This is a genomic window from Desulfovibrio sp., assembly GCF_014803725.1.
In the GTDB taxonomy this organism is placed as follows: Bacteria; Desulfobacterota; Desulfovibrionia; order Desulfovibrionales; family Desulfovibrionaceae; genus Desulfovibrio.
In genome coordinates, this window is the sequence record NZ_JAAVBE010000004.1 from 39,284 (window position 1) to 59,995 (window position 20,712).

At 68.3% G+C, this 20,712-nt stretch carries 20 protein-coding genes and 4 tRNA genes; all 24 read right to left on the reverse strand.

Features of this window, described 5'->3' with window-relative positions:
* Positions 1-40 precede the first annotated feature (40 nt).
* The 24 genes from secE to rpmF all read right to left on the reverse strand — a co-directional run bounded on the left by secE (position 41) and on the right by rpmF (position 20,587).
* On the reverse strand, positions 41-280 hold the full coding sequence (gene secE / locus HDR50_RS01590) for a preprotein translocase subunit SecE (protein ID WP_291355345.1): 240 nt from the start codon (positions 278-280) through the stop codon (positions 41-43).
* 25 nt (positions 281-305) lie between these two features.
* A tRNA-Trp gene (locus tag HDR50_RS01595) sits at positions 306-382 on the reverse strand.
* A 45-nt stretch (positions 383-427) separates the two neighbouring features.
* Positions 428-577 carry a 50S ribosomal protein L33 gene (gene rpmG, locus HDR50_RS01600; RefSeq protein WP_165079039.1) on the reverse strand — a complete coding sequence of 50 codons (150 nt, stop codon included), beginning with the start codon at positions 575-577 and terminating at the stop codon, positions 428-430.
* 4 nt (positions 578-581) lie between these two features.
* Positions 582-1,775 carry an elongation factor Tu gene (tuf, locus tag HDR50_RS01605; protein WP_291355346.1) on the reverse strand — a complete coding sequence of 398 codons (1,194 nt, stop codon included), beginning with the start codon at positions 1,773-1,775 and terminating at the stop codon, positions 582-584.
* Positions 1,776-1,936: 161 nt separating this feature from the next.
* A tRNA-Gly gene (locus tag HDR50_RS01610) sits at positions 1,937-2,012 on the reverse strand.
* Positions 2,013-2,176: 164 nt separating this feature from the next.
* Positions 2,177-2,262 (reverse strand) — tRNA-Tyr (locus HDR50_RS01615).
* 45 nt (positions 2,263-2,307) lie between these two features.
* Positions 2,308-2,383 (reverse strand) — tRNA-Thr (locus HDR50_RS01620).
* 77 nt (positions 2,384-2,460) lie between these two features.
* Positions 2,461-3,327 (reverse strand): peptide chain release factor N(5)-glutamine methyltransferase, encoded by an 867-nt coding sequence (gene prmC, locus HDR50_RS01625; protein WP_291355347.1) that lies wholly within the window; start codon positions 3,325-3,327, stop codon positions 2,461-2,463.
* A gap of 9 nt (positions 3,328-3,336) precedes the next feature.
* Positions 3,337-5,913 (reverse strand): endopeptidase La, encoded by a 2,577-nt coding sequence (lon, locus tag HDR50_RS01630; RefSeq protein ID WP_291355348.1) that lies wholly within the window; start codon positions 5,911-5,913, stop codon positions 3,337-3,339.
* 16 nt (positions 5,914-5,929) lie between these two features.
* Complete coding sequence (gene radC / locus HDR50_RS01635; RefSeq protein ID WP_291355349.1) at positions 5,930-6,622, reverse strand: DNA repair protein RadC; 693 nt, start codon at positions 6,620-6,622, stop codon at positions 5,930-5,932.
* A gap of 400 nt (positions 6,623-7,022) precedes the next feature.
* A complete protein-coding gene (gene holA / locus HDR50_RS01640) occupies positions 7,023-8,054 on the reverse strand; it encodes a DNA polymerase III subunit delta (RefSeq protein ID WP_291355350.1) in 1,032 nt (343 codons plus the stop codon).
* 7 nt (positions 8,055-8,061) lie between these two features.
* Positions 8,062-10,578 carry a leucine--tRNA ligase gene (gene leuS, locus HDR50_RS01645; RefSeq protein ID WP_291355351.1) on the reverse strand — a complete coding sequence of 839 codons (2,517 nt, stop codon included), beginning with the start codon at positions 10,576-10,578 and terminating at the stop codon, positions 8,062-8,064.
* The gene (gene nusB / locus HDR50_RS01650; RefSeq protein WP_291355352.1) at positions 10,575-11,081 is read right to left on the reverse strand and encodes a transcription antitermination factor NusB; all 507 of its coding nucleotides are present in this window, start codon (positions 11,079-11,081) and stop codon (positions 10,575-10,577) included. Before nusB ends, leuS begins: the two co-directional genes overlap by 4 nt.
* A gap of 3 nt (positions 11,082-11,084) precedes the next feature.
* Positions 11,085-11,555 (reverse strand): 6,7-dimethyl-8-ribityllumazine synthase, encoded by a 471-nt coding sequence (ribE, locus tag HDR50_RS01655; RefSeq protein WP_291355353.1) that lies wholly within the window; start codon positions 11,553-11,555, stop codon positions 11,085-11,087.
* A 76-nt stretch (positions 11,556-11,631) separates the two neighbouring features.
* On the reverse strand, positions 11,632-12,324 hold the full coding sequence (locus HDR50_RS01660) for a riboflavin synthase (RefSeq protein WP_291355354.1): 693 nt from the start codon (positions 12,322-12,324) through the stop codon (positions 11,632-11,634).
* Positions 12,324-13,448: a bifunctional diaminohydroxyphosphoribosylaminopyrimidine deaminase/5-amino-6-(5-phosphoribosylamino)uracil reductase RibD gene (ribD, locus tag HDR50_RS01665; RefSeq protein ID WP_291355395.1), complete on the reverse strand. Its 1,125-nt coding sequence runs from the start codon at positions 13,446-13,448 to the stop codon at positions 12,324-12,326. Before ribD ends, HDR50_RS01660 begins: the two co-directional genes overlap by 1 nt.
* 66 nt (positions 13,449-13,514) lie before the next feature.
* Positions 13,515-14,015: a cytidine/deoxycytidylate deaminase family protein gene (locus HDR50_RS01670; protein WP_291355355.1), complete on the reverse strand. Its 501-nt coding sequence runs from the start codon at positions 14,013-14,015 to the stop codon at positions 13,515-13,517.
* A gap of 24 nt (positions 14,016-14,039) precedes the next feature.
* Positions 14,040-15,278 carry a serine hydroxymethyltransferase gene (gene glyA, locus HDR50_RS01675; protein WP_291355356.1) on the reverse strand — a complete coding sequence of 413 codons (1,239 nt, stop codon included), beginning with the start codon at positions 15,276-15,278 and terminating at the stop codon, positions 14,040-14,042.
* Between the two features lie 114 nt (positions 15,279-15,392).
* Positions 15,393-16,640 carry a beta-ketoacyl-ACP synthase II gene (fabF, locus tag HDR50_RS01680; RefSeq protein ID WP_291355357.1) on the reverse strand — a complete coding sequence of 416 codons (1,248 nt, stop codon included), beginning with the start codon at positions 16,638-16,640 and terminating at the stop codon, positions 15,393-15,395.
* A gap of 486 nt (positions 16,641-17,126) precedes the next feature.
* Positions 17,127-17,363: an acyl carrier protein gene (acpP, locus tag HDR50_RS01685; protein ID WP_165079052.1), complete on the reverse strand. Its 237-nt coding sequence runs from the start codon at positions 17,361-17,363 to the stop codon at positions 17,127-17,129.
* A 112-nt stretch (positions 17,364-17,475) separates the two neighbouring features.
* A complete protein-coding gene (fabG, locus tag HDR50_RS01690) occupies positions 17,476-18,246 on the reverse strand; it encodes a 3-oxoacyl-[acyl-carrier-protein] reductase (protein ID WP_291355358.1) in 771 nt (256 codons plus the stop codon).
* A gap of 95 nt (positions 18,247-18,341) precedes the next feature.
* Positions 18,342-19,328 (reverse strand): beta-ketoacyl-ACP synthase III, encoded by a 987-nt coding sequence (locus HDR50_RS01695; RefSeq protein ID WP_291355359.1) that lies wholly within the window; start codon positions 19,326-19,328, stop codon positions 18,342-18,344.
* Between the two features lie 42 nt (positions 19,329-19,370).
* Positions 19,371-20,405, reverse strand: coding sequence for a phosphate acyltransferase PlsX (gene plsX, locus HDR50_RS01700; protein WP_165079055.1), 1,035 nt, complete (start codon positions 20,403-20,405; stop codon positions 19,371-19,373).
* Positions 20,405-20,587: a 50S ribosomal protein L32 gene (gene rpmF / locus HDR50_RS01705; RefSeq protein ID WP_165079056.1), complete on the reverse strand. Its 183-nt coding sequence runs from the start codon at positions 20,585-20,587 to the stop codon at positions 20,405-20,407. Before rpmF ends, plsX begins: the two co-directional genes overlap by 1 nt.
* Positions 20,588-20,712 lie beyond the last annotated feature (125 nt).

Consider the following 20,712-nt stretch of genomic DNA (forward strand, 5'->3'; position numbering starts at 1 on the left):
TCCGGNGCGGTATCTGCNACGGAATCGTTCATAGCGGCCTTCAGGACAGTATGGTCTTGATCAGGCTTGAGAGACCGAGGTCAATCAGGCCCAGAATGACGGCCATGACGGCCACGAAGCCCAGCACGGCCAGGGTCGCCTTGCGCGTCTCCTTGAGCGTGGGCCAGGTGACCTTGCGCAGTTCGGCCTTGGAGGCTTCCACATAACGGATGAAGCGCGTGATGGGATTCGGCGCCGAATCGGCCCTGTCGTCCGCGGCCTGCGCCTGCTTCTTTGCCATAGCGTGCATCCCGGAAGATAAAAAATGGCAGGGCAGGAGGGATTCGAACCCCCAACTTGCGGTTTTGGAGACCGCCGCTCTAGCCGTTAGAGCTACTGCCCTGCGCGCCGCCGGGAGAGGNAGGGCCCCTCCCCCGGCGGAAAGTGACTACCTGGTTTCGCGATGCACCGTGTGCTTCTTGTCCCAGGGGCAATACTTTTTCATTTCCAGACGCCCGGTGGTGTTCTTCTTGTTCTTCCGGGTGCTGTAGTTGCGCCGCTTGCACTCGGTGCAAGCCAGGATGACGTTGACTCTCATGGCCCTACTCGAGGATCTCGGTCACCACGCCGGAGCCCACGGTGCGGCCGCCTTCGCGGATGGCGAAGCGCAGGCCCACTTCCATGGCGATGGGCGCGATGAGCTCGACGATGAACTGCGAGTTGTCGCCGGGCATGACCATTTCCACGCCTTCGGGCAGGTCGATGACGCCGGTGATGTCCGTGGTGCGGAAGTAGAACTGCGGACGGTAGCCGGAGAAGAACGGCGTGTGGCGGCCGCCTTCCTCCTTGGAGAGGACGTACACTTCGGCCTTGAACTTCTTGTGCGGCGTGATGGACTTGGGCGCCGCGAGCACCTGGCCGCGCTCCACCTCGTCACGCTTGGTGCCGCGCAGGAGCACGCCGATATTGTCGCCGGCCTGGCCCTGGTCGAGCAGCTTGCGGAACATTTCGACGCCGGTGCAGGTGGTCTTCTGGGTGGGCTTGATACCCACGATCTCCACTTCGTCGCCCACCTTGATGACGCCGCGCTCCACACGGCCGGTCACCACGGTGCCGCGGCCGGAGATGGAGAACACGTCTTCGATGGGCATGAGGAAGGGCTTGTCGATGTCGCGCACCGGGTCGGGGATGAAGGAGTCGCAGGCTTCGAGCAGCTCGTCCACGCACTTGGCGGCGGGGTCGTCGGCCTTGTCGCACTCCAGCGCCTTGAGGGCGGAGCCGCGGATGACCGGCACCTCGTCGCCGGGGAAGTCGTACTGGGAGAGCAGTTCGCGCACTTCCAGCTCGACGAGCTCAAGCAGCTCCTCGTCGTCCACGAGGTCGCACTTGTTGAGGAAGACCACGAGCTGCGGCACGCCCACCTGGCGGGCGAGCAGGATGTGCTCGCGGGTCTGCGGCATGGGGCCGTCGGTGGCGGCCACCACGAGGATGCCGCCGTCCATCTGGGCGGCGCCGGTGATCATGTTCTTGATGTAGTCGGCGTGGCCGGGGCAGTCCACATGGGCGTAATGGCGCTTGGGCGTCTCGTATTCCACGTGGGCCGTGGCGATGGTGATGCCGCGTTCCTTTTCTTCGGGGGCCTTGTCGATCTCGTCATACGAGACGAAGNTGCCCTCGCCCTTGAGNCCGGCGATCTTGGTGATGGCCGCGGTGAGGGTGGTCTTGCCGTGGTCGATGTGGCCGATGGTGCCGATGTTGACATGCGGCTTCTTGCGTTCGTATTTCGCTTTGCCCATCTTACGTCTCCCTGGAAAAAAATTGCTGTTGCGGTNCCACTCCGCCNNNGCCNNNNGGCAGGGGCGTCTTTCGCGTAACCATNGNCNCNTNGCGCCCGAATCTTTCCCTGTTCCCAGGGAAGCGCNNTGGCGGGAGTCGGTACGGGGGANNCTTGCAGGAATGGAGCGGGAAACGGGATTCGAACCCGCAACCCTCAGCTTGGAAGGCTGATGCTCTAGCCGTTGAGCTATTCCCGCACAGTGGCGGCGCATTTTCGCGCACCGGGNCTCANGCCCCGGCGTCCGCCGCGCCGTAGTTCCCCGACAGTCGTNCTGTCTCCTACAGCCAAGGCAGCCANTNTNTCACCCCGCACGGCCTTNNGGGCCNNGNGCGGAAGCGGGGCTTCCGCGAAGTGCAGGGCTGGTGGAGGGGGGTGGATTTGAACCACCGAAGTCTNACGACGACAGATTTACAGTCTGTTCCCTTTGGCCACTCGGGAACCCCTCCCCACAGTGCCGCAAAAGCCNCTANGGGCTTTTGTTCAGCGTCTCGTGGAGCTGGCGATGGGACTCGAACCCGCAACCTGCTGATTACAAATCAGCTGCTCTGCCAGTTGAGCTACGCCAGCGGCAAGTTGCTTTCNTAACCGNTTTCNCTTTTCTTGGCAAGCAAAAAATATCTTTTCNGCCGCGGGAGCTTTGCTCCTCAGCCGAGCCCGCCAAAGCTGCACCGCTCAAGGCCCGCGAGGTCGCGCCGCGTCCCGATGCCCGTAAAGCCCTGCCGCGCCAGCAGCCCGCGCACGGCCGCCCCCTGGGCTGCGCCATGCTCGAGGATGACGAGGCCGCCAGCCCTGAGCAGCCGCCGGGCCGCCTCGCCCACGGCCGCGAGATGCGCAAGGCCCTCCGCCGGCGAAAACAGCGCGGATGCGGGCTCGAAGCGGAGCACTTCGTCCATGACCTGAGGCCGCTCCCCTTCCCCTATATAAGGAGGATTGCTGATCACGAGATCCAACGCGCGTGCCCGCAGCGGCGGGGCGAAGAGGTCGGCGAGGACAAGTGCCAGCCGGCTGGCCCCAGGCCCCGCGCCCTCCCTCCCGAGGAGCGCCGCGGCGTTCTCCCGCGCCATGCGAAGCGCCTCGGCGCTCTTTTCCAGCAATATCCCCCGCCACAAGGGCCGCTCGCAGGCGAGGCTGATGCCGATGCAGCCGCTGCCCGTACCCATGTCCGCGAACATGAGCGGGCCTGCGGGCAAAAGCTCCAAGGCCGTCTCCACCAGAAGCTCGGTCTCCGGCCGGGGCACCAGCGTATGCCGCGTGACGCGGAAATCGCGGCCGAAAAATTCCCGCGTGCCCGTGATATGCGCCAGGGGCTCGCCCGTGGCCCGGCGCGCCGCGAGCGCCGCGAGCCGCGCGGCCTCCACCTCGTCCAGCTCCCGCTCCGGCGCAAGGGCCACGCCGAGCTTGGTAAGCCCCAGGGCGTACGCGCAGAGAAGGCGCGCGCAAAGGCGGGGGCTGTCCACCCCCGCCTCTGTCAACTGCCGGGCGATCTTTCGCTCGTATTCGCCAAGGCGCATGGGCTTGCCTCAGGCCGAGGGCCTGTCGGGCAGGCGGGTGGCCGGGGCGCGCCGCCTGCGCGGCGCCGGGGGCACGGCCTCCTTGCGCTTCTTTTCGGCGGCCGCCTTTTCGCCGCGCATGCTGGCGGGCTTGGCGCCCGGTCCGGCCAAAGCTCCGCCGGCGAAGGCCAGGGCGAGCACCTCGTCATACTTGCGCACGGGATGCACCCTGATGCGCTTGAGGAGCTCCCTGGGCACGTCTTCCAGATCCTTCATATTCTGGTGCGGGATGATGACATGCCTGAGCCCGCGAGCCACGCCGGCGAGGATCTTTTCCTTGATGCCGCCCACGGGCAGCACCCGGCCGCGCAGGGTGATCTCGCCGGTCATGCACAGGTCCGCGCGGGCGGACTGCCCGGTGAGCGCGGAAATGAGCGCCGTGGTGAGCGTCACGCCGGCCGAGGGACCGTCCTTGGGCGTGGCGCCCGCGGGCACATGGATGTGGATGTCGTGCCGGGCGGCAAAGGCAGGGTCGAGGCCGAGCACATCCGCCCGTGAGCGGATATAGCTCATGGCGGCCTGGGCGCTCTCCTTCATAACATCGCCGAGCTGGCCGGTGAGCAGGAGCGCGCCCTTGCCCTTGACCGCCGAGGCCTCCACGGTGAGCACCTCGCCGCCGGCCGGCGTCCAGGCGAGGCCGAGGGCCATGCCGGGTTCGAGCTCAGCCTCGCTCTCGTCTTCGAGGAAGCGCGGCGCGCCCAGCAGCTTTTCCACCTCGGCCGGCCCGACGCGGAAGGGGCCGCGCGCGCCCTCGGCCTTGCGCCGCGCCAGCTTGCGGCACACGGCGCCGAGCTCGCGCTCAAGATTGCGCACGCCGGCCTCGCGCGTGTATTCGGCGATGATCTTGTCGAGGGCCGCGTCCGTGAGACGCACGTCGCCCTCCTTGAGGCCCGTGTCCTCCACGCGCTTGGGCAACAGGTGCCGCTTGCCGATCTCGGCCTTTTCCTGCCGCGTGTAGCCCGGCAGCGTGATGACCTCCATGCGGTCGCGCAGCGCGGCGGGGATGGAATCCACATGGTTCGCCGTGCAGATGAAGAGCACGCGCGAAAGGTCAAAGGGCACGTTGAGATAATGGTCGCTGAAGGTGTTGTTCTGCTCGGGGTCCAGCACTTCCAGGAGCGCCGAGGAGGGGTCGCCGCGGAAGTCCGCACCAAGCTTGTCCACCTCGTCCAGCACCATGACCGGGTTGCGCGTGCCCGCCTGGCGCAGCGCCTGGAGGATGCGGCCGGGCATGGCGCCGATATAGGTGCGCCGGTGGCCGCGGATCTCGGCCTCGTCGTGCATGCCGCCGAGGGAGAGGCGCTGGAACTTGCGCCCGAGGGCCCGCGCGATGGACCGGCCGAGCGAGGTCTTGCCCACCCCGGGAGGGCCGGAGAAACAGAGGATGCTCCCCTTGGAGCGCGGGTTGAGCTTGCGCACGCTCAGGAATTCGAGGATGCGCTCCTTGACCTTTTCGAGCCCGCAATGATCCTCATCGAGGATGTCGCGCGCGCGGGCGATGTCGAGCCGGTCGCGGGACTGCTTCTTCCACGGCAGGTCGGCAAGCCATTCCAGATAGGAGCGCAGCACGGACGCCTCGGAGGAATCCGCGTGCATGCCCGAGAGGCGCCGGAGCTGCCGGTCGGCCTCGGTGCGCGCCTCGCCCGTGAGGCCGGCCTTGTCCAGCGCCTCCTTGAGGCTCGCAATGTCGTCGTCGGCATCGTCCTCGCCGTCGCCCAGCTCGTGGCGGATGGCCTTGAGCTGTTCGCGCAGGAAATACTCCTTCTGCGCCTTGTCCATACCCTCGCGGGCCGCGCCCTGGATGCGCGCCTGCACGGTGGCGACCTCGAGCTCGTGCTGGAGGCGCTCATGCACGAGGCGCAGGCGTTCCAGCGGGTCGTCGGCTTCGAGGATGGCCTGGGCCTCGGCCATCTTCATGTGCAGGTTGGCGGCGATGATGTCCGCAAGGCGGCCGGGGTCGTCCACGCCCTGAAGCACGCCGAGGATGTCCGGCGAGGAGATGCCCCGGAGGGAGAGCACCTTCTCGCTCTGCTCGCGCACGGCCCGCAACAGCGCCTCCACGTCCGCGCCAGCGGGCACCGGCGCCTCGGCCACATGCTCCACGCGCGCCTCGAGGAAGGGCTCGGCCTGCCGGTAGCCGGCCACGCGCGCGCGGCTCACGCCCTGCACCAGCACCTTGATGCGGCCGTCCGGCATCTTGAGCATGCGCATGACCTGCACCACGGTGCCGGTCTGGTAGAGGTCGGCCGGGCCGGGATCCTCCACGCCCTCCTCGCGCTGGGCCACCACCAGCAGCTGGCGCCCGCGGCGCACCGCGGCCTCCACGGCCCTGACGGATTTTTCTCGGCTGATGAAGAGCGGCAGGATCATATAGTTGAACACCACCACGTCGCGCACGGGCAGCACGGGGAGCACAGGCGGCAGCGGCCGGTCAGCGGCCGGCCCGTCCCCTTCCGCGGGGGCGGCGTCGGCATCGGGAGCCGTAGCGGCGTCGAGATCTTCCGCGCCGTCCGGGAGGATGGCGGGATCTTTCGTATCTTCGGTCATTTTTCCCCCTGAAAACTCAGAGAACCTTGCACTGGGTGATGCTGTAACAGTCGCCTTCGGTGACGATGACGTGGTCCACGAAGCGGAGCCCGAGACGCGGGGCGAGGCGTTGCAGCTCCGCCGTGAGCGCCAGGTCGGGTTGCGAGGGCCACGCGTCGCCGCCCGGGTGGTTGTGCACGAGGATGATGCCGCTCGCCTTGCGCATGAGCGCGCTTTCCAGCACATCGCGCGGCTGCAGGGGCACGGCGCTCACGCCGCCGCGGGAGAGGCGTTCCCACGCGAGGAGGCGGTTGGCCCCGTCCACCAGCGCGACCCAGCATTCCTCGTGCGGCGAGGCGCAGAGGCGCTCGCGCGCCATGCGGGCCACGGCCTCGGGCGTGGCCAGCTCCTTGCGGCGCCTGAGCGGCGCGGAGGCGCGCCGGGCCAGCACCTCGCGAAGCACCTGCCAGAAGGCCAGAAGCCCGGGCCCGAAGCCCGGCACCTGCGTAAGCTCGTCGGGCCTTGCGTCCACCACGCCGCGGATAGTCTCGAAGCGGCGCAGCAGCTCGCGCGCCAGCGGCTTGGTATCCGTACGGCGCAGGGCATAGCCCAGAAGGAGCTCCAGCACCTCATAATCGGCCACGGCGAGCGGTTCGCGGGCAAGCCTTTCGCGGAGCCGGGCGCGGTGCCCGGTATGGGGCGGCGATGGGGCCTTGGGGCCGGCTGACATAGAGTAAGCAGTCCTGAGGGTTTGACAAGAGCGCTTTCGGGGGAAGAAGGGCCTGTCTACCGCACTTCGGCCCAAAAGCAAAGAAGGGGAGGGGGTGGGCACAAGTGGTATCGGTTATGTAACGGGGTCAACCGCCCTTCCACTTTCCGTCTGGAGCGAAGCGGAAGACGGGTGCTGTTGCCGGAAGAATCCTAAAAAATAAGATTTTTTGGTGCTTGCAAGGAAGAAAAATAATTTCCGAAGGGAGTGTACTTAAGTACTCGACCGAGGAAATTTTTTTCTGACGCAGCAAGCACCAAAAAGGCTGTTTTTGACGGATAATTTCGGCATTAAGGATGCAGCACAGTTCGCCAATACACAAGCACAATACGGGCTGGAAAAGCGGCACATGCGGGCCGCACTAACCCCGGCGCGGCGGGGCGCAGAGCGCGGTCATGGCGGCGGCAAGGCTTTCCAGCGACTGCGAAGGGCTCCGCCGGCCGCTCTTGACCTGCCACTCGGCATCGGCCAGCGCCGCGAAGCCCTGCGCCAGCCCCGACGGTCCGAGCCGCTGGGCCAGCGCACGCTTGAAGGAGGCGTCCGAAGGGTGGAGGCGCGGCTCCTCGCCCGCGAGGATCTCCCAGAGCAGGCGCCATTCGCGCGCCAAAAGGGCGAGGAGAGAGAAGAGCAGCCGGTCGCCGTCGTCGCTGCGCGCAAGCTCGCGCCACACGCCCGCGAGATCGCCGCTCTCCATGCGCCGGATGCAGGCGAAGACATTGCATTCCGGCGTCCAGCCGCCGGCGGCGGTCATGGCCGAGGTCACGGGCGCGTCCCCGGACATGAGCCTGAGCTTGGTGAGCTCGTTCTCAATGGCGAGGCCGTCCGGCGGCACCGAGGCGCAGAACTGTTCCAGCGCCTGCGGCTCGAAGGCGAGGCCCAGGGCTCGGGCGCGCTCGCGCACATGGCGGGGCACGTCGCGCTCGGTCAGGCCCTCGCCGCGCCAGACCCAGCCGCGCTCATCGGCAAAGGCGAAGCAGCGCAGGCGGGTGATATGGGCCGGGATCTTGGGACGGCGCTTTTCCCACTCGCCTTCCAGGCAGAAAACGGGCCAGGTGCGCGCCGCGGGCCGGGCGATGGCCCGGGAGAGCTTTTTCCACACGGCCGCGGGCCAGAGCTGCGCCTGGCGCACCACCACGGCGCGGGAGGCGCCGAAGAGCTCTTCGAGGCTCAAAAGTTCCCAGAAGCGCGGGGGCGGCTCCTCGTCGCCCCAGAAGACATGGCGCTCCCACTGGCCGAGCTCCGGCGGGCACGCGGCGAGCGCGTCATCCAGGGCGCGGCGCAGCATGTGGCCGTCCGGGCACACGAGGAAACTGAAGCCCGGCTTTTCCCCGCCCGTGCCGGGCGGCGCTCCCTTGGCCGCCCCCCGGCCGGGCATCTGCGCGGGGCCTGCCATGTGCGGCCTAGGACGCCACGATGTTGACGAGCTTGCCGGGCACCACCACGACCTTGCGCACAGTGAGACCCGCAAGGTGCCGCTGCGCCGCCGGGTCGGCCAGGGCCGCGGCTTCCAGCGTCTCCTTGTCCGCGTCGGCGGGCGCCTGCAAGGTGCCGCGCAGCTTGCCGTTCACCTGGAGGGCGATGGTCACGGTGTCGCGCGCGAGCGCGGCCTCGTCCCACACGGGCCACGGCTCGGCGCCCACGTCGCCCTTGTGGCCGAGGCGTTCCCAGAGCTCGGCGCAGATATGCGGCGCCACCGGCGAGAGCAGGGTCAGCACCGTGGCCATGACCGAGGAGAACACGCGGCGCTCCGGCTCCGTCGCGCCCAGCTTTTCGCGAGCGAGATAGAGCGCGTTGACAAGCTCCATGATGGCCGCGATGGCCGTATTGTACTGGAAGCGGCCCACGGCCATGTCGGACGTGACCTTCTTGACGGTTTCGTGCTCCTTGCGGCGCAGGTCGCGGGCGGCTTCGGTCGTCGCGTCCTCGGCCGTGGCGCCGCAGGCGGCCAGCGGCAGCAGGCGCTCGCGCTCCTCCATGAAGAGGCGCCAGATGCGCGCGAGAAAGCGCGAGGAACCCTCGATGCCCGCGTCCGTCCATTCAAAGTCGCGCTCGGGCGGCGCCGCGAAGAGGCAGAACAGGCGTACGGTGTCCGCGCCGTATTTGTCGATCATCTCCGAGGGGTCCACCACATTGCCCTTGGACTTGGACATCTTGCTGCCGTCCTTGAGCACCATGCCCTGGGTGAGCAGGCGGGAGAACGGTTCGGCGAGGTCGGCCGGGTAGAAGCCCAGGTCGCGCAGGGCCTTGGTGAAGAAGCGGGCGTAGAGCAGGTGCAGGATGGCGTGCTCCACGCCGCCGATATAGATGTCCACCGGCATCCAGTAGGAAAGCGAGGCCGGGTCGAAGGCTGCCTCGGTGTCGCGCGCCGAGGTGTAACGCGAGAAATACCACGAGGATTCCACGAAGGTGTCGAGCGTGTCGGTCTCGCGGCGCGCCGAGCCACCGCAGCGCGGGCAGGTGCAGTCCACGAAGGAGGGCGTTTCGGGCAAGGGCGAGCGGCCGTCGTCGCGCACCTTGACGTCCAGCGGCAGGATGACGGGCAGGTTCTCCTCCTTTTCGGGCACCATGCCGCAGCGCTCGCAATAGACCACCGGGATGGGCGCGCCCCAGTAGCGCTGGCGCGAGATGTTCCAGTCCCGGAGGCGGAACTGGATGGCGGAGCTGCCCTTGCCCCCGGCCTCAAGCGCGGCCACCACCGCCTTCTTGCCGGCCTCGTTGTCCATGCCGTCGAAGGGGCCGGAATTGACCATGATGCCCGGGCCCGTATAGGCCTCCTGCATGGTTGCCGGGTCGAGGTGCGCGCCCTCGGGCTCCACCACCACACGGACGGGAAGACCGTATTTGCGGGCAAACTCGAAATCGCGCTGGTCGCCCGCGGGCACGCCCATGACCGCGCCCGTGCCGTAGCCCGCGAGCACGAAGTTGCCGAGCCAGATGGGCACGCGCTCGCCCGTGAGGGGATGCAGGGCATAGGCGCCGGTGAAGATGCCCTCCTTCTCCAGAGTGTCGGACTGGCGCTCGAGGCGGTCCATATTGCGGATGCGCTCCACAAAGGCGCGCACTTCCGCGGCCTGGGGCTTGCCCTCGATGAGCCGTTCCACGAGCGGATGCTCGGGCGCGAGGGTCATGAAGGTGACGCCATAGAGCGTGTCCGGCCTTGTGGTGAAGACCTCCACATGGTCCGTGCCGTCATAGTCGCGTTCGAGCCCGAAGCGGATGCGCGCGCCCTCGGAGCGGCCGATCCAGTTGCGCTGCATGGTGAGCACGCGGTCGGGCCAGCCGCCGTCGAGACGGTCGAGGTCGGCCAGAAGCTCGTCGGCATAGGCCGTGATGCCGAGGAACCACTGGGTGAGCTCCTTCTGCTCCACCACGCTGTCGCAGCGCCAGCAGCGGCCCTCCTCCACCTGCTCGTTGGCGAGCACGGTGTGGCAGGAGGGGCACCAGTTCTGCGGGGCCTTCTTGCGGTAGGCGAGCCCCTTTTCCAGCATCTTCAGGAAGAAAAGCTGCTCCCAGCGATAATATTCCGGGCGGCAGGTGGCTATCTCGCGCGACCAGTCATAGGAAAAGCCCATGCGCTTGAGCTGGGCGCGCATCTCGGCGATATTGCCGTAGGTCCAGGCGGCCGGCGGCACATGATGCTTGATGGCCGCGTTTTCCGCGGGCAGGCCGAAGGCGTCCCAGCCCATGGGATGCAGCACGTTGAAGCCCTGCATGCGGCGCATGCGCGCCACCACGTCGCCAATGGAATAGTTGCGCACATGGCCCATGTGGATCTTGCCCGAGGGATAGGGCAGCATCTCGAGCACATAGCACTTGGGCCTGTCGCCGCCGTGCGTGCAGGCAAAGGCATTCTCGGCCTGCCAGCGGGCCTGCCACTTTTCTTCCAGTTCCTGCGGATGATAGCGTTCCTGCATCATTCTTTTTTACCTGCTTCGCGGTCGCTCTGGGGGGCCGGAGCCTCGGCCCCGGCCCGGCTTGCCGTCGAACGGGCGGCCGCGTCAAGGATGCCGTTGAGAAAGGCCCGCGCCTTCTCGTCGCCGAACTCGCGCGCCAGTTCCAGGGCCTCGTTGATGGCGGCCTTGGGCGGCACGTCGTCGCGCCAGAAGAGTTCAAACAGCGCAAGGCGCAGGATGGTGAGCTCGATTTTGCCGAGCCTGTCCACGCGCCAGTTGTGCGAAAAGCGGCCGATGGCCTCGTCAAGCTCCTGCGTGTGGCTCCACACGCCGTCCACGAGCTCCCAGGCGAAGCCCGAGGGCTCGCTGTCGAGATCTGCCTCGCTCATGGCCGCGTTGTGCGGCGAAAGCACGAACTGCCGCCAGAGCGCGTCCTTGTCCTTCGCCGGCGAAAAACACAGGCCGTAGAGCACCTGGAAGGCCAGCTCGCGGGCGCTTCTGCGCGTGGGGCGCCTGTTCGCGGCCATGCCCTAGAGCTGCTCCAAAACGCGGACGGTCTCCAGCATGGCGGCGGCGGCTTCCACGCCCTTGTTGCCAGCCTTGGAGCCCGCGCGCTCGATGGCCTGCTCGATGGTGTCGCAGGTGAGCAGCCCGAAGCCGATGGGCGTGCCCGATTCGAGCATGGTGTGCGCGATGCCCTTGGTGGCCTCGGCGCACACATAGTCGAAGTGCGGCGTGGCCCCGCGGATGACCGCGCCCAAGGCCACGAGGCCGTCGAACTTGTGCGCGGTCACAAGCCTGCGGCAGACGAGCGGCAGCTCGAAAGCGCCCGGCACGCGCACGATGGTCAGGGTGGCGGGGTCGAGGCCGTGGCGCGTGAGATAGTCCACGGCGCCGGCCACGAGGCGGTCAACGATGAAGTCATTGAAGCGCGCGGCCACAAGGCCGACCTTCAGGCCGCGGGCGTCGAGCTGCCCGGCGATGGTGGTGATGTCGCTCATGTTCGCTCCCGTGGAGGCGCAGCCGAAGGGCGCGCCGCTCCGTTTCCCGTTCAGGAAAATCCCGGCAATGGCCGGCTCACAAAAATCCGGCCCCGCGCAGCGTGTCCAGGGTCAGGCCCCCCGCCGGGGCGCTGTTGCGGGGGGCGCCGGGCCGAAAGCCCGCTGCCCTCGCCGCCTCCTGCCAGGGTCCCAAGAGGTGCGCCACATACTTGCCCACGAGGTCGGTCTCCATGTTGACGCGGCTCCCGGGGCGCCAGGCGCCCATGGTGGTGCGCCGCCGCGTGTCGGGGATGACATTGACCTCGAGAAAATCCGGGCCGCAGGCGTTCACCGTGAGGCTGATGCCGTCGAGCGCCACCGAGCCTTTCGGGATGACCTCGCCGCCCCAGGCCGCCGGAAAGTCGAGCCGGCAGCACAGGGATTCGCCCCGGCGCGCGATGCTCTTCACCACGGCCACGCAATCCACATGCCCGCTGACCATATGGCCGCCAAGGCGGTCGCCCACGGCCAGCGCGCGCTCGAGGTTGACGCGCGCCCCTGCCCCCAGCGCCCCAAGGGTGGTGCGGCTCACGGTCTCGGCGGAGGCATAGGCCGTGAACGTGTCCCGGTCATGCTCCTCCACGGAGAGGCAGACGCCGCTCACCGCGATGGATTCGCCGTCCGTGAGGCCGCTGAAGGGCTCGGCCGGGCGGATGCGGAAGCGGCGTTCCGCCGCCATTTCCCGCAAGGCCACGACTTCGCCCTCGCACTGGATGATGCCGGTGAACATCAGGCCCGCTCCGCGCTGTCCGCCCGCGGCCGGAGGAGCAGGTGCGCGTCCTCGCCGCAGCGCTCGAGCCCGCAAAGGCGCAGGCGCAGCCCTTCCTCAAGGTCCAGCGGCGAGCGCCCGGCAAAAAGCGGCCGCGCCTCGGCATCGCCCAGGATGAGCGGCGCCAGATGCAGGTGGAACTCGTCCACGAGGCCCGCCTCGAGCAGGCCGAGCGCGAGGTAGCTGCCGCCCTCGCAGAGCACGTAGAGGCAGCCGAGCTCCTGCCGCAAGATGCGGAGCATGGTGGAAAAATGCGGCACGCCGCCCGGCGAGGCCCCGAGGGCAAAGACGCGCACGCCAATGGCGCGCAGGGCCTGCGCCTCGGCGGAGGCCGCCCCGGCCGGCGTGACGAAGAAGACCGTTTCCTCCGGGCGCTCGCGCACAAGGCGCGCGCCGTCGGGCGCGGGAAGGCGCGAAGTGATGACGCAGGCGAGCGGCTGCCGCGGCGGGGCTTCGTCCACGTCCCGTGCGGTCAGTTGCGGGTCATCGGCGCGGAAGGTGCCCCCGCCCACGAGCACGGCCCCGCCCGCGAGACCAATGCCCGCGCGCAGTCCGTGGACCTTCCCGCGCGACTCGGGCCCGCTGATCCACTGCGAAACCCCGTTGCGCGTGGCGATGCGGCCATCGAGGGTGGCCGCCAGCTTGAGCAGCACATAGGGGCGCTCGGTGGTCTGCCAGACAAGGAAATCGGCCACAAGGTCGCGGCATTCGGACTCGAGCACCGGGCCGATGACCTCAAGGCCGGCGCCCGCCAGCAGGGCCGCGCCGCCGCCGGCCACGGGATTGGGGTCCCTGAAGCCGTAGACCACGCGCCTGATGCCGGCGGCGAGGATGGCGTCGGTGCAGGGCGGCGTCTTGCCGTGGTGGCAGCAGGGCTCCAGCGTGACCACGAGCGTGCAGGAAGCCGGGGCGACCCCGCGCTCCGCCGCGTCCCTGAGGCATTCCACCTCGGCGTGCGGCTGGCCCGCGCCGTGATGCCAGCCGCGCGCCACGACCTCATCGTCACGCACGAGCACCGCGCCGACCATGGGATTGGGCGCGGTGTGCCAGCGTCCGCGCCTGGCGAGCGCCATAGCCTCGCGCATGAAGGGGGCGAATTCCCGCTCCGCCTCATGGTTCACGTGAGCTTTCTGCGGCGCATCCGCCATGGCTTATGCCGCCCCCTTTCCGCAGCCGCAGGGCGCGCCCGCGCCTTCGGGCAGCCAGTCCACCTCAAGGCGCTCCATGGGGACGCCCGCCTCGCGGAGCATGGTGGTGGCGAGCTCGTCGGGATAGGCCTCGGCGTAGAAGATCTCGCGGATGCCGCAGTTGATGAGCATTTTGGCGCAGAGCACGCAGGGCTGCGTGGTGCAGTAGAGCGTGGCACCGGCAATGCTGATGCCGTGGACCGCCGCCTGGATGATGACGTTCTGCTCGGCATGCAGCCCACGGCAGATCTCGTGCCGCTGGCCCGAGGGGATGCCGAGCTGCTGCCGGAGGCACCCCACCTCAAGGCAGTGCGGCGTGCCGGCCGGGGGCCCGTTGTAGCCCGTGGCGAGGATGCGCTTGTCCTTGACGGCCACGGCCCCCACCCGCCGCCTGGTGCAGGTGGAGCGCAGGCTCACGAGCCTAGTGATGCTCATGAAATAGTCAGGCCAGGGCAGTCGTTCCATGCCGTGCTCGCAAAAGGACGCCCGCTACCACGAAAAGAGCGGGAACTGGCGGGCGAATTCCGTAACACGGCCACGGATGGCCGCGAGCGCCTGCGCATCGCCGCGCTTCTCGATGCTCTCGGCGATGAAGCCGGCCACGGTCGCCATGTCCTCGCGAGTGAGGCCGCGCGTGGTCAGGGCCGCGCTCCCGAGGCGGATGCCGGAGGTCACGAAGGGCGAGCGCGTCTCAAAGGGGATGGTGTTCTTGTTGACCGTGATGCCGGCCGCGTCCAGCGCGCTTTCCGCGTCCTTGCCCGTGACATCGAGGTTCGTCAGGTCCACGAGGAGCAGGTGGTTGTCCGTGCCGCCGGAGACGAGCTCGAAGCCGGCGGCCTTGAGGCCGTCGGCCAGCGCGGCGGCGTTCTCCACCACGCGCTTCGCGTAGCGCGCGAAGGCCGGGCGCAGGGCCTCGCCGAAGGCCGCGGCCTTGGCGGCGATGACGTGCATGAGCGGGCCGCCCTGCATGCCCGGGAAGATCTGGCTGTCCACGCGTTTCGCATTGTCCGCGTCCGCCAGGATCATGCCGCCGCGGGGCCCGCGCAGGGTCTTGTGCGTGGTGGTGGTGGTCACATGGGCGTAGGGGATGGGGCTCTCGTGCAGCCCGGCGGCCACGAGGCCCGCGATATGGGCCATGTCCACCATGAGCAGGGCGCCCACCTCGTCGGCGATGGCCCTGAAGCGCGCAAAATCGAGAAAGCGCGGATAGGCGCTGGCGCCGGCCACGATCATGGCCGGCCTGTGCTCGCGCGCGAGCGCCGCCACCTCGTCGTAGTCGATGCGGCCCGTGTCCTTGCGCACGCCGTAGGAGACCACGTTGAAGAGGCGGCCCGAAAAATTCACCGGGCTCCCGTGGGTGAGGTGGCCGCCGTGCGAGAGATTCATGCCGAGGATGGTGTCGCCGGGCTTGAGGCAGGCGAAGTACACGGCCATGTTGGCCTGCGAGCCGGAATGGGGCTGCACGTTGGCATGGACGCAGTTGAAGAGCCGCCGCGCGCGGTCGCGGGCCATCTCCTCCACCATGTCCACATATTCGCAGCCGCCGTAATAGCGCTTGCCGGGATAGCCCTCGGCATACTTGTGGGTGAGCACGCTCCCCTGGGCCTCGCGCACGGCCGCGGAAACGAAGTTTTCCGACGCGATGAGCTCGAGCTTGCTCATCTGGCGGTCGGATTCGAGAACGATGGCGTTGGCGAGTTCGGGGTCCTGGAGAATGAGTTCATCCATTGAGGCAGATCCTTTTGCGGAAGGAGCGCCCGCGCGGCGCGGGCATGAGGGCCGGGCGCCCGGCATCCCGGGCGCCGAAACGAGGGGCGCCACGGCGCCCCTGCTGTGCGGGCCTTAGTCAGTCCACTTTTTAAAGATGACGCTGGCGTTGGTGCCGCCGAAGCCGAAGGAATTGCACATGCCGTATTCGCAGGCCACGCGCTCCGTGCCGCCCGAGAGATAGTTGAGGTCGCAGGCGGGGTCGGGATATTCCAGGTTGATGGTGCCGGGTAGCACCTCGTCCCTGAGCGCCAGGGCCGTGAACACGGATTCGATGCCGCCGGCCGCGCCGAGCAAATGCCCGGTCATGGACTTGGTGGCCGAGATCTTGAGGTTTTTCGCATGGTCGCCGAAGGCGATCTTCATGGCCTTGGTTTCCGTGCTGTCGTTGAGCTGGGTGGAAGTGCCGTGGGCGTTGATATGCTCCACGGCTTCGGGCTTGAGGCCCGCGTCGCGCAGGGCGCGCGTCATGGCTGCGGCCATGCCCTCGCCCGTCTCGTGCGGGGCGGTCATGTGGTAGGCGTCGCCCGAGGCGCCGTAGCCCACGACCTCGGCGTAGATCCTGGCGCCGCGCGCCTTGGCGCTTTCCAGGTCTTCCAGCATCAGAAGGCCCGCGCCCTCGCCGATGACAAAGCCGTCGCGCTTGGCGTCAAAGGGCCGCGAAGCCTTGGTGGGCTCGTCATTGTAGTGGGTGGAGAGCGCCTTGAGCGCCGTGAAGCCCGCCACGCCGAGCGGCGTGATGGTGGCCTCCACGCCGCCCGTGATGACGCTTTTGGTGCGGCCGAGCACTATCTCGCTGTAGGCCGTGCCGATGGCATGGATGCCCGAGGCGCAGGCCGTGGTGGTGACGATGTTCGGCCCCTTGGCGCCGGTGAAGATGGAGATCTGCCCGGGCCCCATGTTGGAGATGAGCATGGGGATGAGGAAGGGCGAGATCTTGCTGGGCCCGGCCTCGAGCAGCTTGGCGTGCCACGTCTCGATGGTGCGCAGGCCGCCCAGGCCGATACCGAGGATGACGGCCACGTCTTCAGCGTTCTCGGGCGTTATCTCGAGGCCCGAATCGGCGAGGAGCATCTTGGCGGCGGCCACGGCGAACTGGGTGAAGCGGTCCATGCGCCGCACCTGCTTGGCCGGGATCCACTCTTCGGGCGAAAAATCCTTCACTTCGCCGGCGATGCGCGAGGTGTAGTCGGACGCGTCGAAGAGCGTGATGGGGCCGATGCCGGATTCACCCGCGAGGAGGCGCTTCCAGGTGGTGTCGATGTCATTGGCGAGCGGCGTGATGCCCGAAACGCCGGTGATCACTACGCGGGGACGGTTCATGGACGGCTCCTTGCTCCTTGGCCTTGGTAACGAAATCCGGCTCCGCCGGGGGCGCACAGCGGAAAAGGCGCGCCTGCGGGCGCCAGTGGGCCCGCAGGGCGCCGCCGCAAAAGGGCGCCGGGCTGCACGCTCGTGAGGCGCCCCACACCTCCGGCCCGCGAGCTCCGCAAGCCTCTTGGGGCAGGTCTCCGGGGCGCACTCGTCCTGGCGCATGCCCCCTGGCCCGCTGCCGCGCACGCGTCTTCGGCGCCCCCGCTGGCCTTAAGCCCCGCAGGCGAGCCCACGCCATGGCGCACATGCCGCCGCCAGACCGGGCTTTTTTCCCGGTCGGGCGCCATAACGCGGGCGCACCTCAGAAAAGGGCGAATACGGCATCACCCGGCGCGGCCGGGAATTCCCGGGCGCCGGCGCGCGGGGCGTGGCCCCCAAAAGCTGCGCCCCGGACGAAGCGCCGCGGGTGAGGTGCCGCGGCGGGACGCGCCCGGCCTACTTCTTGTTGTTTTCGATATAGTTGATGGCGTCCTGCACCTTGAGGATCTTCTGGGCGTCCTCGTCGGCGATCTCGATGTCGAATTCCTCTTCCATGGCCATGATGAGCTCGGTGAGGTCGAGGGAATCGGCGCCCAGGTCTTCCACGAAGGAGGCTTCGGGCTTCACTTCGTCGGCGCTCACGCCAAGCTGGTCAACGATGATCTTCTGGACTTTGTCGGCAACTTCAGACATGACATCCTCCCGGTGTTCCGTGTTCGTTGTCGGGCGCGATGCGGCGCTTTCCGGCGCCTGTGCGCGGCCCTGAAAAATCGTCAAAAATCGTCCTGCGCCCGTCCGCCCCGGCTCAGCAATACAGGCCGCCGTTGACGGCGAGCACCTGCCCCGTGATGTAGGCGGCCCTGTCCGACGCGAGGAAGGCCACGGCCTCGGCCACGTCGTCGGCCGTCCCCATGCGGCGCAGGGGGATGGACTCCACATAGGCCTTCATCACGTCCTCGCCGAGCTTGGCCGTCATGTCGGTCTCGATGAAGCCGGGCGCCACGGCGTTGACCGTGATGCCCCGCGCGGCCAGCTCGCGCGCGTTGGACTTGGTGAGCCCGATGAGCCCGGCCTTGGCCGCGCAATAGTTGGCCTGCCCGGCATTGCCCATCTGGCCGACCACCGAGGCGATATTGATGATGCGCCCGGCGCGGCGCCTGCTCATGATCTTCGCGGCCTCGCGGCTGCACGCGAAGGCGCCGCCGAGGTTGACATCCAGCACGCGGTCGAAATCCTCGCTCTTCATGCGGATGAGGAAGCCGTCCCTCGTGATGCCCGCGTTGTTGACGAGCACGGCCAGGTTGACCTTGTCCTTGATCTCGGAGGCGAAAAAGGCCTCCACCGCGGCATCGTCGCCCACGTCCAGCGCGAAGGCGCGCGCCTCGCCGCCGGCGGCGCGGATGTCCTCCACGGTGCGCTCGGCGTCTTCGGGGCGGCTCACATAGGTCAGGATGATGAAATAGCCGTCGCGGGCGAGCGTGCGGGCGATGGCGCGCCCGATGCCGCGCGAGCCCCCCGTGACCAGGGCCACGGGCGCTTCGGCCCACGAAAGGGCCGTTGCGCTGGAATGTGTCATGGCGTTCCACCTCTTCCTTGTGAAGTGCCGGGAAGGCGCATCCTACTCCATACGCCCGGGAATTTCAATGCGCCGGGGCACACCCCGGGCGCCCGCTAAAAGCGCAAAAGCGCCGCGCCCCAGGTGAGCCCCGCGCCGAAGGCCGTGACGAGCACGCGGTCGCCGGGGCGGATACGCCCCGCGGCCCGGGCCTCGGTGAGCGCCAGCGGGATGGAGGCGGAGGAGGTGTTGCCGTATTCTTCAAGGTTCACGAACACCCTTTCCCCGCCGATACCGAGGCGCGAGCCCACGGCCTCGATGATGCGCATATTGGCCTGGTGCGGCACGAAGAGCGCGATATCCTTCATGGAAAGGCCGTTGCGGGCAAGCACGGTCTCGCACACCTGCACCATCTGGCGCACGGCGTGCTTGTAGGTATCGCGCCCGCGCATGCTGATGAAGAACTGCCCGTCCACGGGGTCGCCCACGGCGTAGCGGCACGAGGTGCCCCCGCCCACCACGATGAGGTCGCGCTGCGCGCCGTCGCTCTGGCAGAGCACATCCTCCACCGCGGCCGAGCCCTCGCCGCCTTCGCTGTCGAGCACGCAGGCCGTGGCCGCGTCGCCAAAGAGGACGCAGGTGCTCCTGTCCTGCCAGTTGAGGCGGCGGGTCAGCGCCTCGGCGCAGGCGAAGAGGATGCGGCTTTGCGGCGCCTGGGCCAGAAAGGCCTGCCCCAGCGAAAGCCCGTAGATAAAGCCCGTGCAGGCGGCGCTGAAATCCATGGCCATGACCGGCCCGGCGTCCAGCGCGCCGGCGAGGATGCAGGCCACCGAGGGCGAGATGGCGTCCGGCGTGCAGGTGGCGGCGATGACATGGGTGAGGTCGCGCGGCGCGAGCCGCGCCTCCGCCAGGGAGCGGCGCGCCGCGGCAAGGGCCAGGTCGGAGGCGTTTTCGGTCTCGGCGAGCCTGTGCCGGCGCCGGATGCCCGTGCGCTCGACGATCCACTGGTCATTGGTGTCCACCACGCGGGCCAGGTCGTCGTTGGTGACGACGGTTTCGGGCACATGGGCGCACAAGGCGTGCAGATGGCAGGTAAGGGTCATGAAGCGTCCGTACTGGTTGCGGAAAAAAGGCGGCCGCGGCGCTCAGATGGCGCGGGAGAACCGCGTCAGCTCCTCGTTGGCGAGAATGGTCTCCGCGAGGCGGGCATTGGTCTCCTTGCGGACATAGGCGCCGCTCATGCGGATGGCGTTGGTCATGGCGCGGGCGTTGGAGCGGCCGTGGCAGACGATGGCGAGGCCCTGGAGGCCCAAAAGCGGCGCGCCGCCGTATTCGGCATAGTCGAGGGTGCGCGCGAACTTGCGGAAGGCGCCGCGCGCGAGCATGCCCCCGAGCGCGGGGATGAAGCCGGTGGTGAAGACGCGCTTCAGCATGCGCACGAGCGCGGAGGCCAGCCCCTCGCTCATCTTGACCACCACATTGCCCACAAAGCCGTCGCAGACGACCACATCCACATCGCCGGTAAAAATGTCGCGGCCTTCGGCATTGCCGATAAAATTCAGGTTGTGGGCCATCTTCAGGAGCTCGTAGGCTTCCTTGACCTGACTGTTGCCCTTGCCCTCCTCCTCGCCGATGCTGAGCAGGCTCACGCGGGGCGCGGCATAGCCGAGCAGGTCGCGGGCGAAGGCGTCGCCCATGAGGCCGAACTGGAAAAGATGGTAGGGCCGGCAGTCCACATTGGCGCCGGCGTCGAGCACGACCACCGGGTCCTTCTCGGTGGGCAAAAGCGCCGCCAGCGCGGGCCGCTCCACGCCGGGGAGGCGCCCCATGATGAACATGCCGCAGGCCACGGTGGCGCCGGAATGCCCGGCGCTGACCACGCCGTCGGCCGCGCCCTCGCGGACGAGGCGGCAGGCCACCTGGATGGAGGCGTTCTTCTTGCGCCGCAGGATGTCCGACGGCTTCTCGTTCATGTGCACCACGTCATCGGCCTGGACAATGTCGCAACGGGCGTCCCCCAGGTCGAGCTTGGCGAGCTCGGCCTCCACCTTGGGCGTATCGCCCACAAGGAGGATATGGAGGTCGTGGAGGCGCGCCGCCTCCACGGCCCCGGGAACGACCACGGCGGGGCCGAAATCCCCGCCCATGGCATCCACGGCGATGACGGGCTTCTCGCGCATCACTCGGATTCGGGACGGGCGATCACCTGGCGGCCGCGGTAGGCGCCGCAGTTGGGGCACACGCTGTGGGGCGTGGTGGGTTCGCCGCAGGAGCAATAGATGACGGCAGGCTTGGCCACACGGTCATGAGAACGGCGCATGCCCTTGCGGGAACGCGATTTCTTGTTTTGCTGAACAGCCATTGGGGGTCTCCTTTTGGCGGCTGGCCATGCCGGCAGGTCATGACGGCAGGCCGCCGGGCCCGATACGGGCGAATTATGGGAGACAGTCCATAGCGGAAATTTCGGCGCTTGTCCAGACCTGCCCA